Here is a 15,055-nt window from a genome sequence, read left to right on the forward strand (position 1 = left end):
GCTCGCAGGGCACCGGCGCGCTGTCCCTGTGGGCCATGAACGGAACCTCCGTCCAGTCCGCTCAGACGCTGTCGGCCACCCCGCAGACCGATTGGAGGCTGCTGTAACCCTTGGGACGGAGCGGATTTCAATGCTGACCAGCCCGATTGAACCCTAAGCGGGCGATTGGATAACGGCCTGTCTGAACCAAGTCTAATTTCCCGGAGGCGGAGTTGATCCAGTCACGCCACGATTGAGTCAGCCCGCTGGGGCGGCAGGTGAAATCGGGAACATGGCGCCGCTCGGTCGCTGCATGCTCCCCGGCGTGTCCGAACACCATCCGCACCGCGCGCTCGCGGAGTTCAAGGCGTATGTGGGCAATGCCTGTTTCGTCATGACGCCTCCGGTCGCTCGGATGGTCGAGCATCCGGAATCCAGCACGCTTCACTCCTCCTGAGGCATGCGGACCATCTCTTCGTCAACCTATCAGCTGCAGAACCTTCTTGATGCCGCAAAAGCAGAAAAGTTATTGAAAGATTGACTCCATAGAATTGCAAATGTAGGAGCCTATTCAAAATCGTATGTGGCGGAGAGAGTGCGATGGCCGTTTTCCAGGGGACCGAAGGTTCGGACACTCTGCATGCGGGTGCCGCCGGCGATACGCTGATCGGGGGTGGCGGGATGGACATGCTGGTCGGCGATCTCGGGGCCGACCTGCTGATCGGCGGCGCCGGCGCGGACAGCCTGACCGGCGGTGATAGCAACGATACCTTTCAATTCGCCAATACGAACGATCTCTCCGGCGATGTGATCTTCGACTTCGCGTCTGGCGATCGTCTGGATCTGTCGGCGCTTCATGCCCGGTACATCGGCAATACCTTGTATTTTTCCGGTGGCGGCGAAGCGCAGGTTGCTTCGATGACCAGTGGCGGGAACACCTATCTGTACGTCGACGGCAACGGCGACGGGACGGTCGACGCGACCGCGATGATCGTCGGTCAGCATGCGCTGGTGGAGGAAGCACCGCATTCGGGCATCTTCCTGACGCAGAGCCAGCGCTTGGCCGGTACGGACGGTAACGACCGGCTGCTCGGCGGCTACGCGACCGACACGCTCGACGGTGGTGCCGGCGATGACACGCTCGTGGGCGGCTGGGCGCCCGATGTTCTTCTGGGCGGGCTGGGCGCCGACCTGCTGATCGGCGGGGCCGGCGGGGACAGCCTGAGCGGTGGCCTCGGCAACGACAGCTTCCTCTACACGAGCGTCGGGGACATTGCCGGCGACTTGATCACCGATTTCACGGCGGGCGACCGTCTTGACCTGTCGGCCCTGCATGCGACTTACGTCGGCAACAGCGCGACGTCCGCGAACGGGCAGGCACAGATCCGAACCTACACGGCGGGTAACCTTACCGTCCTCGCCGTCGACGCCAACGGCGACGGCCGGATCGACGCCACGCTCTTCCTGAACAACCAGCCGGGCCTTGTGGAGGAGACGACCGGTTCGGGAATCTTCATCACCCAGTCCCTCTCACTGACTGGCGGCAACGGCGACGACAGCCTGACCGGTGATGTCGGCAGCGATTACCTCAACGGCGGAGACGGGAACGACACGCTGGTCGGCGGGCTCGGCAACGATTACCTCAACGGCGGGCTGGGCGCCGATCTGCTGATCGGCGGTGCCGGGACGGACAGCCTGTCCGGTGGCAACGGCAACGACACGCTCGACGGCGGGGCCGGCAACGATTATCTCAACGGCGGCAGCGGCAACGACACCTTCCGTTACAGCGCCGCCACCGACATTGCCGGCGATTCGATCGCGGACCTGACCCACGGCGATCGCCTCGACCTGTCGGGATTGGGTGCCCGCTTCATCGGGTCCGGCAATTTTTCCGGTACGGGTTCGGCGGAGATCCGTTACGTGGGCGGTGGATACGTCACGACGGTCTTGGTCGACTCCAACGGCGATGGCGTCGCGGACGCGTCGCTGACCATCTCCGGAGACCACGCCCTGACGGAGGAGGTGACCGGGAACGGCGTGCTGCTGACGCCGAACCGCCAAATCAACGGGACCTCGGGGGACGACAGCCTGACCGGCGACGTCGGCAACGATTCCATCGACGGTGGAGACGGGAACGACACGCTGGTCGGTGGGCTCGGCAACGATTACCTCAACGGCGGGCTGGGCGCCGACCTGCTGATCGGTGGTGCCGGGACGGACAGCCTGTCCGGCGGCAACGGTGACGATACGCTCGACGGCGGGGCCGGCAGCGATTACCTCAACGGCGGCAGCGGCAACGACACCTTCCGCTACAGCGGCGTGGACAACGTCACGGGCGATCGCATCGGCGATTTCAGCTACGGGGACCGTCTCGACCTGTCGGCCCTGAACGCCCAGTTCATCGGGACGGGCAGCTTCACTGCCGGCGGAACAGCCCAGATCCGTTACACGCCCGCATCCAACTACAATTGGACGACGACGGTCAGCGTCGATGTGAACGGGGACGGCACGGCCGACGCGAGCCTGACGCTATACGGCAACATCACGTCCCTGGTCGAGGAACCGGCCGGTTCCGGCGTGCTCATCACCCTGGACCGCAGCCAAACAGGGACGTCGGGGGCCGACAGCCTCGTCGGCAACGTCGCCGTCGACACGATCTATGGCCTGGATGGCGACGATACGCTCGACGGCGGGGCCGGCAACGACAGCCTGCTCGGCGGCACTGGCAACGACAGCCTGCTCGGCGGGGCCGGCAACGACACACTGTTCGGTGATCTGGGCGACGACACGTTGATTGCTGGGACTGGCAACGACAGCCTGTTCGGCGGAAACGGATCGGACAGCTTTGTCTTCGGAAGCGTGACCGACCTTGCCGGCGATACCATCTTCGACCTGAACCACACCGACCGCATCGACCTTTCGGCTCTCGGCGCCACCTTCCTCGGCACCTTTACGAACTCCTACGTGGCGTCCAACACCGGCCATGCGCAGATGTGGGCGGTCCAGTTTCTAGGATCGACCTCCCTCTACGTCGATGCGAACGGCGACGGCCTGTCGGATGGGGTGCTCACCTTGACCGGAGGGCCGGCCTTGGCGGAAACGGCCGCCGGCTCCGGCATCCTGGTCACGCAGACCCGGAATCTCACGGGAACGCCCGGCAACGACACGCTGACGGGCGATGTCGCGAACGATTCGCTGAGCGGTTCGTCGGGTGACGATGTGCTGATCGGCAATGCCGGCAACGACACGCTCGATGGAAGTGTCGGAAACGACACGCTCATCGGCGGTGCGGGCAACGACATCCTCTACGGCTCGTCCGGCGACGACGTCTACCTTTACAGCAGCGCCGCCGACGCCTATGGCGACTACATATCCGACACCTCTGGGAGCGACCGTCTCGATTTCTCGGCTCTCGGGGCCACCTTCGTCGGTTCCGCCGCGTTCAGCGCGACCGGCAACGCCCAGTTCCGCGCCTCTTACTCCGGTTACAGCTTCACCATCGCGTTCGACACGAATGGTGACGGCCTCACGGATGGGGCCATGTCGGCTTACCTGTCCTACCCATCGGATACGCTGGTGGAGACCTCGGCGGGGTCGGGCGTTCTGATCCGCTCCTCGTTGCTGCCGCCTGTGGAGGGGCTTGTGGGAACGATCGGCAACGACACGCTGAACGGAACCGCTGGCAACGACACCATCGTCGGATGGGATGGCAACGACTCCCTGCTGGGCGGCAACGGCAACGACCGGCTGGACGGCGGCACCGGCAGCGACACGCTGGTCGGCGGCTCCGGCAACGATACGCTCGTCGGCGGAGCCGGCACCGACATCGCCGTGTTCGCCGGCGTTTCCGGCAATTATTCGATCAAGGGCGCGCCCGGCGGCGCGATCATCGTGACCGACCTGTCCGGGGTCGAAGGCTCCGATCTGCTGAGCGGCGTGGAGACCCTGCGTTTTGCCGACGGCGACTTCGCGACGCCGAGTTCGGCCATACGGCTGGACGTGGACGGCAACGGCCATGGCGACCTGATCTGGCAGGACGGCCAGGGCAGTCTGACCCTGTGGTCGATGAACGGCGCCGCGGCGATGGAAACGGTCATCGGCAGCACCGGTTCGGCGGATTGGCAGCCGGCTGGCTTCGCCGACTTCAGCGGCGATGGTAAGGCGGACATCCTGTGGCGCTCGCAGTCGGCCGGGATCATGTCGCTGTGGACGATGGACGGCCAAGGTGGCGTGGCGGCGGTGACGCCGGTCGGCGATCCCGGTTCAACCGACTGGAAGATCGCGGCAACGCAGGACTTCAGCGGTGACGGCCAGACCGATATCCTGTGGCGCTCGCAATCGACGGGGATCATGTCGCTGTGGACGATGAACGGACAGGGCGGGGTGTCCGCGGTGACGCCGGTCGGTGACCCCGGCTCGACCGACTGGCAGGTCGCCGCGGTGCAGGACTTTTCGGGCGACGGACAAGCCGACATCCTGTGGCGCTCGGCTTCGGCGGGCAACATGTCGCTGTGGACGATGAACGGCACCCAGGTCTCCCAAGTGAGCGTGGTCGGCGACCCCGGTTCGACCGACTGGCTCATCGCGGGGACCGCCGACTTCACCGGCGATGGCCAGACCGACATCCTGTGGCGGTCCGCCTCCACGGGCATCATGTCGCTGTGGGAGATGCACGGCACCAGCGTGTTCAAGGTGCAACCAGTGGGCGATCCCGGCTCCACCGACTGGCGGATCGCCAAACTCGACGACTTCAGCGGCGATGGGCAGACCGACATCCTGTGGCGCTCGCAAAGCACCGGCGCCCTGTCGCTGTGGACCATGAACGGCACCAACGTTCAGTCGGCCCAGATGGTCTCGACCACGCCGAAGAACGATTGGACGCTGTTGTAAGTCTCCGGCTTCCTGACGTCAGGAGGGAATTCGGACGACGATGCTGCTAGAATCGGACTGCGGATAGGGACAGTGTCTCACCCTCCGCGGTCCAGCAGCGACGACCTCCGGACCGACATCGAGGCCACGGGACATCGGAATGGCGTTCGAGTTGAACTGGGGTGGGAACGCGGTCCTGTCCGCATCCTGTCCCGCCTGCGGGCACGCCGGCGCCATGCGCCATGTGGTGACCGCCATTGGTCCCGCTCTGCCCTCGGGCGGATTTCCGGTGCATGCCTGTGCCACTTGCAGATCATTGGTCTGCCCCACGCTCCTCGACGGACATCCTGCGCCATCCGATCCCCCACCAACGCCCGACGCGGCGCCATTCGAGGGCGGGGCGGCGCCGGGTTGCGACGCGCTGGCCGTTGCGTTCTACCTTGAACAGGGCGCGGGGTTGCTGTCCATGGCCGGCCAGTTGGGCGGTGTTGAGCAGCGGCGGGTGCGCCGCTTTCTGGATGTCGGGTGCGGCTTCGGCTTCTCGTTGGACATTGCCCGGACAATGTTCGGGTGGGATGCCCGGGGTGTCGATCCCGGTCCGCTGGCCCGGACGGGGGCCGCAACGCTCGGTCTGCCGATCTCGCACAGCCTGCTTCCACCGGTTCCGGCCGTTGGAGAGGAGCCCTACGACCTCATCTTCGCGAGCGAGGTGATTGAACACGTCCACGATCCGCAGGGGATGGCGGCGTCCCTGCGGGCGAGGCTGGCGCCGGGCGGAGCGCTCCTGCTGTCGACGCCAAACGCCGCGGCTGTGAACCGGCACACTTCGCTCGCCGTGTTGGTTCCGGCGTTGAGCATCGGGCACCACGTCACGTTGTTTTCCCGCGCCGGGCTGGAGCGCCTGCTTCACCGGGCCGGATTTACGGCTTTCATGGTGGTGGAGACGCCGGCGACTCTGTTCGCCGTGGCCGGTGTGAACGACACCACCTTGCCCGATCCGCTGCAGCCGCAGGGGCATGCGCTGTACGACGCCTATCTGGCGCGCCGTGCCGGTGACTTTGCGGCCAGCCACCCGCTGGGGCTCGGCCTGCGCCAGAGGATTTTGCGTCGCGCCACCCAGACCGGGGCCATCGCCGCGGCGCTGTCCGTCGGAAGGGACGTCGCGGAAGCGGTCCGCGCCCGCTGGGGCATCGAACTGGCCAACCCGGATGCGATCCTGGCCGCCCCGCCGCCGGACGCCACACCGGACGCCTACCATGACAAGGCGCCCTTTTGCCTTCCCGGACTGTTGCTGTGGCAAGGAATCCTGGCTTGGCGGCGGGAGGACGATCCGGCACGGGCCGGGCGCCTGTTCGAAGCGGCCGCGCTCGTCGCCGACCGTGCCCGCACGGCGCTGCGCCGCATCGGCGCCGACGATGGCGATACGGCGCGCATAGGGTGGGAAGCCCGTGTCTACGCCGCTCAAATGCTGACCCGCCGCTGGCCGGAAGAGGCCGAACGCCGGCTACACGCCGCCCTGGCGACGGATGCTCCGCCCGACGCCGTGATGCCGCCGGAGTTGCGGGTGGAACTGGCGTTCCGCGTCTTCGCGGGACTGGCCGAATCTGGGCAGGAGGACGCAGCGCGCCGCCTGTCACCCCTGGTCGCGGCAACGCTGCCGGAGGACGCGCCGCGCGTTGCACGGGCGCGCGACCTCGCCTGCCGCTGGCGCGACGAGGACGCGGCGCGGCGGGGAGCCGGCGGTGGGAAGCGGCCATGACCCGCCGCGTCGGGACACCGGCACTGCGCGATGGCCTGGCGCCGGTCGACACGCTCTGCCCGGTCTGCGGCGCGGCCGGCCCGCACGCCGCCGTCGGATGCATTGGAGACGCACACGCGCCGGACTGGACGACCGGTGTCTGTCGGCGCTGCGGGCGCGCGTTCCTGGCCTGCCTCGCCGCTGATGGATGGGCTGCGCTTGCCGCGCATGACGCGGTTGTCGGCCTGGACGACCTGCCCGCCCCCGACGACTACGGCGCGTGGGTGCAGCGTTACGACCGGCTTGGGGTGCCGGAGATGGCTTGGCTCGCCCGGCGGTCCGCCGATCCCGCGCTCCCGTCGCTGCGTGTCCTTACGGTCGGCGGCGACGATCTCCATCCAGGCACGGTGGATGCGGATCTTCTCATTCTCCTGCACCCGCAGGCGCGCCTGCGGCCGCACGCGTCCTACCTGTTTGCGGAGGCGGCGCGGACGCATCCGGAGGCCGTCCTGTTCTATGGCGACGAGGACCGGATCACCGCCGATGGCCGCCGCATAAGCCCCTTCTTCAAGCCGGCCTTCAGCCGTGATCTGTACGCTGAGTTGGACCTGATGGCCGGCTGCTGCGCGGTCCGCGCGGCGGCGCTGCCAACCTTTGCGGGGGCGGGCGTGCGGGCGCGGGTCGCGCGCCTTGCCGCGACGGCGCCACGTGGCGGCGTGGTCCACATCCCACATGTGCTGCATCACGCCCTGTCCGAAGCGGCGCTGCCGCGACGCCGCCGCTTGCCGGACGCGTCCTTCCCGTTGCCGGCAGCCGCCGACGTCGGGACGGTTTCCGTCATCATCCCAACCCACGACCAGGAGGCGTTGCTGCGCGCCTGCGTGGATAGCTTGGTCCGCCTCAACCCGCGGACGGCGATCGAGTTGATCATCGTCGACAACAGCCGTTCGCCCGACTACCGGAAGATGGTGGAGACCGTGGCGCCCACCGGCCGCACCATCATCCTGGACTGGCCGGAGCCCTTCAATTTCGCGCGCATGATGAACGCCGCCGCGGCGCGCGCCAATGGCCGGACGCTCTGCTTCCTCAACGACGACACCGAGGGCGTGGCGGAGGGGTGGCTGACAACGATGGCCCGGCACGCGCTTCGCCCGGACATCGGGGCAGTCGGTGCACGGCTGCTTTACCCGGACGGATCGGTCCAGCACGGGGGTGTCCTGCTCACCGGGGCTTCGGGGGCCACCCATCTGCACCTGCGTGTCCCGGCCGGTTCCGACGGGCACGGTGATCTCGCCGGCCTGCGCCAGGAAGTCTCTGCGGTGACCGCCGCCTGCATGGTGGTGGAGCGGTCCCGCTTCCTGTCCGTCGGCGGCTTCGACGAGGAGGCCTTCGCCGTCAACTTCAACGACGTCGACCTGTGCTTGCGGCTGGCGTCGCGCGGACTGGCGTCGCTCTACCTGCCGGAGGCGATGCTCATCCACCATGAATCGGTGTCGCGTCGGGCGGCGGGTGCCGGGATGGTGGACGAGCGGGGGCGGCGGGAACTGCACCGCCTTGTCGCCCGGTGGAACTTGGTCGCAAAGCCGGACCACTACCACAACCCGAACCTGAGCATCGCCCTGCTCGATGGTGCGTTCGCCTTTCCGCCGCGGGTTGCCCGTCCCTGGCTGGAGGGCGATGACGGACGGGAGGCCGATGTCGACGGCGTCCGTCCACGCCCCGCCGATTCCGCCCAACCCCTACCGGCCGAGGCGGGTCCGGACCGGCGGTTGCGGAGAATGGAGACCGCCCGGCGCTCCTGCGACGACGGCCGGAACGCCGAGGCCGCGCAGGCTGCTCTGGCCGTGCTCGCCGACCCGGCCTCCCCCCGGCCAATGGCCGCCGCCGCCGCCGCCGTTCTTGCGCTGTGCGCCGAGCGGTCGGGGGCGCGGGCCGTCGCCGAGTTGTTGATGCGGACCGCTGTCAGACTCGATCCCACCCGCGCCGAGCACCTCCACAATCTGGGCAATCTGCAGGCCCGCACCGGGCTCCTGGATGAAGCACGCCGCACCTACGAGGGCCTGCTGGCGAAGCGTCCGGATTTTCTGGAGAGCAGCCGCAGCTTGGCCGCCGTGTGCGAGGCGCTGGGCCAGGGGAGCCGGGCCGTGGCGGCGCTGTTCACGGCCTGCCTACACACACCGCATCGGGCCGATCTATGGGCGGCTTTGCTCGATACGGCGTGGCGCGCTGGTCATCTGGCCGATGTCCTTGCCGCGGTTGGGCACGTGGAGCCCGCGCGCGGGCTGGCTTTCGCACGGGCCGTGTTCCAAACACTGTCCATTCCGCACCGCGTCAGCGTGATCGACCAGGAGGCGGCCGTGCGCAACCTGGACCTCGCCGACGGCACGGGGGCTCCGGGACCGGCGGAGGTCGAACGGCAGCGGCGGGCGGTTCTTGGCGACAGCGCTCCGGAAAGACCAAACTCGATCGCCTGGATCGCTGCGGCCGACCGCCGGCTGCAACGGCGGGCTTCTGCCCTTGATGAGGCGACGACCGTGCGCTTTTCCGTCGTCCTGCCGGTTTACAGGGCGGTTCCGGACGACCTTGAGCGCGCCATCGACAGCGTGCGGCGCCAGAGTCACTCGAATTGGGAGCTGTGCATCGCCGACGACGCCTCCGGAGATCCGGACATCGCCGCCCTGTTGGCGCGCCGTGCGGCGGAGGACCCGCGGGTTCGCATGGTGGTGCGGCCGGAGCGCGGGCACATTTCGGCGGCCAGCAACAGCGCTCTCGCGCTCGCGACCGGCGATTACGTGGTGCTTCTCGACCAGGACGATGAATTGGCCCCAAATGCGCTGCTGCTGGTCGCCGACACCGTGCGGCGGGAAGGCCGGCCCGACATCGTCTTTTCCGACGAGGATCGTCTGACCGGCGCCGGACGGCGGTTTTCCCCCTGCTTCAAGAAGGGTTGGGACCCTATTCTGATGCTGCATCAGAACGCCGTTTCCCACCTCGGCGTGTTCCGACGCGATGCCATGCTGGCTGTCGGCGGCTTCCGCGTCGGCTATGAAGGCGCGCAGGATCACGATCTGGCGTTGCGCGTCATGCGGCGACCGACCAGCGGCGCGCCGCCGCGCGCGGTGCACATCCCGGCGGTGCTCTATCATTGGCGTGTCGGAAAAAACTCCACGGCGCTTTCGATCGATGCCAAGCCCTATGCCATGGCGGCCGGCTGCCGGGCGGTTCAGGACCATCTCGACCAAATCCATCCCGGCTGCCGTGTGACGGCGCTCAGATCGCAGGGTGGCTACCGGGTGCTCTGGGCGCCCCCGGCATCGCCGCCTCTGGTCAGCATCATCCTTGGCGACGCGGCGGACGCGGCAGCCGGCCGCGCGATGCGGGAGCAGATCACCTTCCTTGGCCGGCGGCTGCGGGTGGAAATTCTGTTGCACCAGCCTGACGGCACGGCGCTCCGCATCGGCGAAGACGGTCGCGAAGTTCCGGTCGGTTCGGTCGCAGCGAAGATACCGTCGGGCGGTGCGGCAGGAGCGGGAACGCCCGCGGCACGGGCTCGACTCGCCGACGCGGCGGAGGGCGCGTTTTTCCTGTTCTGCCATTCGGCCGTGCGCTTCGACCAGTTGGACTGGCTCGACGAACTGGTCCGCTTCATGGTGAACACCAGCGTGGCGGCGGCCGGACCCAAGCTTGTCGACGGAGCCGGGCAACTGGTCAGTTGCGGCCTGCTGCCAGACCGCCGTGTCTTGGCTTGGCGGGTCGGCCACGGCGCGTCCGCGCTCAGTCCGGGTTATTTCGGCCGGCTCGCTTTCAGCCATCACGTTGCCCTGTTGGATGAGTTGTGTCTTCTCGCTCGACGTGACGCCGTGATGCGCAGCGGTTGGGGGCAGCAGGCAGAGACCTACCGCAGTTCGCTCGATCTGCTGGACCTTCAAATGCGGTTGCGGGGGGACGGCGGAACCTGCGCTGTCGTGTCAAGCGCGGTTGCCCTTCTGGACGCACCGGGAAAATTCAACGTGGCCGTTCTTGCTCACGCCGATCCGCAGGATGTCGGGCGTTTCCTCCGCCATTGGGGTGAGCGCCTCGATCCGGAGTCCGTTCACAACGAGAACCTGTCCCCTGGTGCGGATTGCTTCCGGTGCCGGACGGACGATGATCCGGGAGCGGGCATCATAGAGCGGAGCCCGGTCGATGTGGCAACCCCGTTCAGCGCCCGCGGGGACGTAGCTTCGCATTGACCTGCATCCATGCAGACCGGATGGCGCCACATACCGTCGGGTGTAAAGTCCGACACATTACGACCGACGCCTTGAGGAGCCGTCGCCGGCCCCGCCAATCGCTTCAGCCGGATTACCGCCCAGCTCCCGCCCCCTGGCCCGGCAGGGTAAGGAGCACCCCGGTTTCGGATTCCAACAGCCGCCTTTCGGTGTCGTCCTGCCAGGGCAGTCGGTAGATCGGGGCTCCCTGGAGTGAATGGAAAATGGCGCGGTTTCGCTCCACCGCGATCATATCGGCACCGGACTCCATGGCGAGGATGGTCAGCCCACCGGGAATCATGACGAAGGAAGAAATGCTGCCCCCGGGCCGCTCGATCTCCCGTACGCCAAATCCGGCGCGGCGGTTGCGCAGTGTAAGGTCCAGGTGTTCGAAGCCGTACCCTTTAAAGCGGGTGTCGTAGAACCCGACCTCGGCCAGCGAGCGCAGCGAGAATGCCATGCAGAGGCCGTGCAGGTACTCGCACACATAGGGATCCTCCGGGGTTCCCCCACCACCGAAGAACATCCCCTCGGTCACGAAGCCAATGTGTGAAGCGCCCATCCAGTTGATGTGATGCCAACGGTCGATGGCTTCGATCCACGATCCGTTCCAGCCGTCTTCCGTTATCCCCGTGTCGTCCTCCAGAAGGACGAACCGGGTGCACCCGCGCCCGAGCAGCCAGTGGAGGGCACGGTTCTTGTTCCAGGCCACTCCCCGGTTCATCCCCGTGACGTAGGGGACACCCGCCTGCCGACAGACATCGAGCGTCTCGTCACCGCTGCCGTCGTCGGCAACAACGAGGGTGTACTCTCCATGCGTCGTCCGTCGCAACGCATCGAGCAGCGCCGCCAGCGCCGCCGGGCGCCGGTGGGTGACGACACCAATTCCCAGCATTCCGCCCAATGTCATGCCCCTTGCCCTCGCTGCGCAAACAACGCCCCGAAAAGCAATCTCGTCGCAGTGTCGGTGTCCATCACGTTGAGATTGGCGATGGGGACGGAGAAGTTCTCAACGACCACGTCGTTGAGAGCCACCTTCAAAGTGCGTGGTCGCTGCGCCATGTCCTGTGGCAGGATGGGAAGAACAAAGCCATGACGCCCATCGCCGATGCCCGCTTGCTCCAGGTCGGGTCGATACTGCGTCGCGTCGACGCTGCGCACGATCCAGCCGTCCAGCAGCAATTGCACGGTGACGGGCTGGTCAGGTTGTCCGGGACGCCAAGCCCATCCTTCCAATCGATCGGGAGTCAGCAGATCGAGACACCCGACCGCGCCCTCCGTTTTAAGGTCATGCATCGGTACGCTCACTCCTGTTTGGGGCATTGATACAGCAGGCCACGTCCTGGGCCCTGAGGCGTCAAGCCCAATCCCTTCAAGCAGGACTCGAAGGCGGCATAACCCCGCTGCTCGCCGACCCGGCGCACGAGTGCTTGCCCGCCCCGGCGCAGGTCTTCCAGGCTTGGTTGGTCAATCCCGGCAATGGTGCGCGCAACCGTCTCGATGTCCAGGAAGTTGTCGATGAAGACAGCGTCCTGGGCGTGCGTGAAAATGGTTTCCGGTGCCCCCTTGCGCGTCATGACCGGAACGGCGCCGCAGAAGGCCGCCTCAAGCGGAAGCAGCCCCAACCCCTCGTACAGAGAGAAGTCGAGGTAATATTCGACCTGCGAGAAGAGCTGCGCCATCTTCGCTGGTTCGAGGAAGCCGTGCACCTCGCCAAACCCGGCCAGCGCTTCGGCCGTATCGGTCCGTTTGCCGAAGAAGGAGAGGGAGAAGCCCTGCTCCCGCAGCACTTCGGCGACCGGAAGGGCCAAGCCCGCACCCTTTTCGACGCTGCCCGGTATGGACATGGCGATCGAACGGGGCCGCCGCGGCTTTCCTGTGCGAGGGTAGAAGACGAGCGGGTTGGGCCCGAACGGGATCGTCGCAACCGATCGCCCGGACAGGGTGCGGACAAAATTCTTGAGATAGTCTGACACGCAGACGATGTGGTCGACATCGCGCAATGCGTCGCGAAACGCCGGGAATGTCTTTCCACCGTCGAAATATGCCTCCGGCCCCTGCAGGAACCAAAGGATGGGAGCCTTGAAATGGCTGCTCAGCAGGCGCGCCGTTTCAATGGTGTCGATGCAGGTCGGAACCACCAGCGTCAGTTCAGTGATGTCGCGCAGCACATGATTGAGGTCGACGTAGGGCCGCACGCCCCCCCTCCAGGACAACGCGATCTGCTCGGACTCCGTCAGGCAGAGGATCTTGGCGTTCCATCCTCGCGCCACAAGGAACTCCACCAAGCTGACCGTCGCGCGGACCCCACCGTACTGCAGTGCATCGGTGGGCAGGATGAACAGGACGTCCACCGACTGGTTCGCCATCAGGGCGTTGAAGTTCCCATGCCGGTCCATGAGGTGCCGGAGCGAGCCGGACAGATTGTAGCTCAACTCCTCGGCGATGTGAGTCTGTCCCCAGCGGGAGAAGAACACCCGCCGGTTCCGCGCCTGGATTCGCGACAGATCGGGCTGGAGCAGATAGCTGGCCGAACCATGATGGTGGACCACCAGATTGTCGCAGATGACCGACCGCGCGCCGCGGCTCTTGACCCGATAATGCAGGTCGGAATCCTCGCCGTAGCCATGGGCGTATGCAGGGTCGAACAGCGGCCCTGTTGGCAGGGCCGTCCGCCGGATGGCGAGGCAGTAGCCAATGGCGGTGCATGCGTCGGCATAGCGGGGGCTGCGTTGGGCGGCGATGGCGTCGGCCTCGCGCCAATCCTGTCCTGGCCGCAGATTGACCGTGAGGTTGGCGCCCGAGGTGGCCAGCGGTGTGACCAATCCGATCGAGGCATCATGAACGAAGGGCGCCATCATCCGGTCGAGCCAGCCGGCGGGCAGTTCGATGTCGGAGTTCAGCAGGATGACAAATGGGGCCTGGGACGCGGAGAAGGCGCGGTTGCAGCTTTCCAGGAACCCCAGGTTCTCGCGATTGCGCAGCAGGATGAACTTGCGTCCCAACACCTCGCCCAACCCCTCGAGGTAGCGCGCGGTAAAGGGGTCGCTCGCGTCGTCGATGATGATCAGCCGTTCGATCCTTGCGTCCGGCAGATCGATCAGCAGGGTGGTCAGCAGCCGGTCGAGGAGGTCGGGACGCTGGTAAACCGGGATGATGATGTCCACGGACATCGGTGCCGCCGGCTCGACGGGTCGGGATGGAGCAGGGAGCGCCGGCAGGCGAACGGCATGAATCCCGATTTCCACATCGTCGGACAGCGGGGCCAGCGGAGCGTTGACGAAGCTCGTCCCGTCGTCGGCGAAGGCAATGCCACAGGGGTGGTTGACGCTCACCTCCATGGGCAGCGAGAACTCGCCAAGCAGGAGCGTGAACCCCTCCAGGAAGGTCCACTCCTTCAGGGGAACCGGAACCGTCCTCCGGGTTGCCCGGTGCGTGATGGCGATTTTCACCTCGAAGGGGGGCCTGCGGCCCGGAACGGCAACGGCGATGGTGACCTGCCCGCCGCGCTGGTAGGCAATCATGCCCAGACGCGCGGGTGGAGCGGCGTTTGCGCGGATGAGCATGCCGCGAAGGAAATGCTGCGTGAAATCCAGCAATGATTCGTTGCTCGCCGACTGTTGAGCCGCTCGGCTGAGGCATCCCGTCATGCGGACGAGGTCACCGCGCTGACACGCGGCGAACGCGTGAAGCAGGCTGATGCCCGGATGCTTCGGCGCATACAGAGTCGCAACGCGCAGCAGCTTGGCCGCAGCCGGAAGATCACCTTCGATCAGAGCCGAGGTGATCAAATACACGAGCGGTGCGACGGACGCCGGATTGCCGATTAGGAAGCGGTGAGCGATTTCTTCACTCATCCCCTCAGGCAAAGACGACCGGAACGCAAGTATCGTGCCGACATCCAGATCAGTGACAGGCTTGGACGATCGCCCATTCGCTGACAGGACATTGATCCCGGTGGTGTGATGCAAGGCAATAAGAAGTGGCGCGACTTCGTGATTTTGCAGAGTCATGATAGATTTTCTTTGATAGCCAGCTTCCATTCAAGCTGGATGAGGCAAGCTTCTGGACGTTTGTTCACCGGCGCGCGCCTTGTCTCCGCATCGTTCATCTCATAGGAGCTTCCAATCGGTCTGCGGGGTGGCCGACAGCGTCTGAGCGGACTGGACGGAGGTTCCGTTCATGGCCCACAGGGACAGCGCGCCGGTGCCCTGCGAGC

7 protein-coding genes and 1 pseudogene are annotated in these 15,055 nt (G+C 66.4%); 5 read left to right on the forward strand and 3 right to left on the reverse strand.

Annotated elements, in window-relative coordinates:
- Positions 1–271 precede the first annotated feature (271 nt).
- The 5 genes and pseudogenes from H0B54_RS28920 (at position 272) to H0B54_RS28960 (ending at position 10,818) form a co-directional block, all read left to right on the forward strand.
- Entirely contained in the window at positions 272–436 is a 165-nt protein-coding gene (locus tag H0B54_RS28920; protein WP_188263215.1) for a hypothetical protein, read from the forward strand.
- A 143-nt stretch (positions 437–579) separates the two neighbouring features.
- A pseudogene (locus H0B54_RS30605) lies at positions 580–726 on the forward strand (hypothetical protein); the annotation flags it as partial.
- 171 nt (positions 727–897) lie between these two features.
- Positions 898–4,869: a beta strand repeat-containing protein gene (locus H0B54_RS30115; RefSeq protein ID WP_281390138.1), complete on the forward strand. Its 3,972-nt coding sequence runs from the start codon at positions 898–900 to the stop codon at positions 4,867–4,869.
- Positions 4,870–5,008: 139 nt separating this feature from the next.
- Positions 5,009–6,607 carry a class I SAM-dependent methyltransferase gene (locus tag H0B54_RS28955; RefSeq protein ID WP_188263216.1) on the forward strand — a complete coding sequence of 533 codons (1,599 nt, stop codon included), beginning with the start codon at positions 5,009–5,011 and terminating at the stop codon, positions 6,605–6,607.
- Positions 6,604–10,818 (forward strand): glycosyltransferase, encoded by a 4,215-nt coding sequence (locus tag H0B54_RS28960; RefSeq protein ID WP_188263217.1) that lies wholly within the window; start codon positions 6,604–6,606, stop codon positions 10,816–10,818. Before H0B54_RS28955 ends, H0B54_RS28960 begins: the two co-directional genes overlap by 4 nt.
- A gap of 112 nt (positions 10,819–10,930) precedes the next feature.
- On the opposite strand, the gene H0B54_RS28965 is transcribed toward H0B54_RS28960, so the two are convergent.
- Genes H0B54_RS28965 through H0B54_RS28975 form a run of 3 tightly spaced genes read right to left on the reverse strand, consistent with a single transcriptional unit; the run spans position 10,931 to position 14,849 of the window.
- Positions 10,931–11,746 (reverse strand): glycosyltransferase family 2 protein, encoded by an 816-nt coding sequence (locus H0B54_RS28965; RefSeq protein ID WP_188263218.1) that lies wholly within the window; start codon positions 11,744–11,746, stop codon positions 10,931–10,933.
- Positions 11,743–12,132: a hypothetical protein gene (locus H0B54_RS28970; RefSeq protein ID WP_188263219.1), complete on the reverse strand. Its 390-nt coding sequence runs from the start codon at positions 12,130–12,132 to the stop codon at positions 11,743–11,745. Before H0B54_RS28970 ends, H0B54_RS28965 begins: the two co-directional genes overlap by 4 nt.
- An 8-nt stretch (positions 12,133–12,140) precedes the next feature.
- Complete coding sequence (locus H0B54_RS28975) at positions 12,141–14,849, reverse strand: glycosyltransferase (protein ID WP_188263220.1); 2,709 nt, start codon at positions 14,847–14,849, stop codon at positions 12,141–12,143.
- Positions 14,850–15,055: the final 206 nt, after the last annotated feature.

Origin of the sequence: Azospirillum tabaci, assembly GCF_014596085.1 — a bacterium.
GTDB classification, from domain to species: Bacteria; Pseudomonadota; Alphaproteobacteria; order Azospirillales; family Azospirillaceae; genus Azospirillum; species Azospirillum tabaci.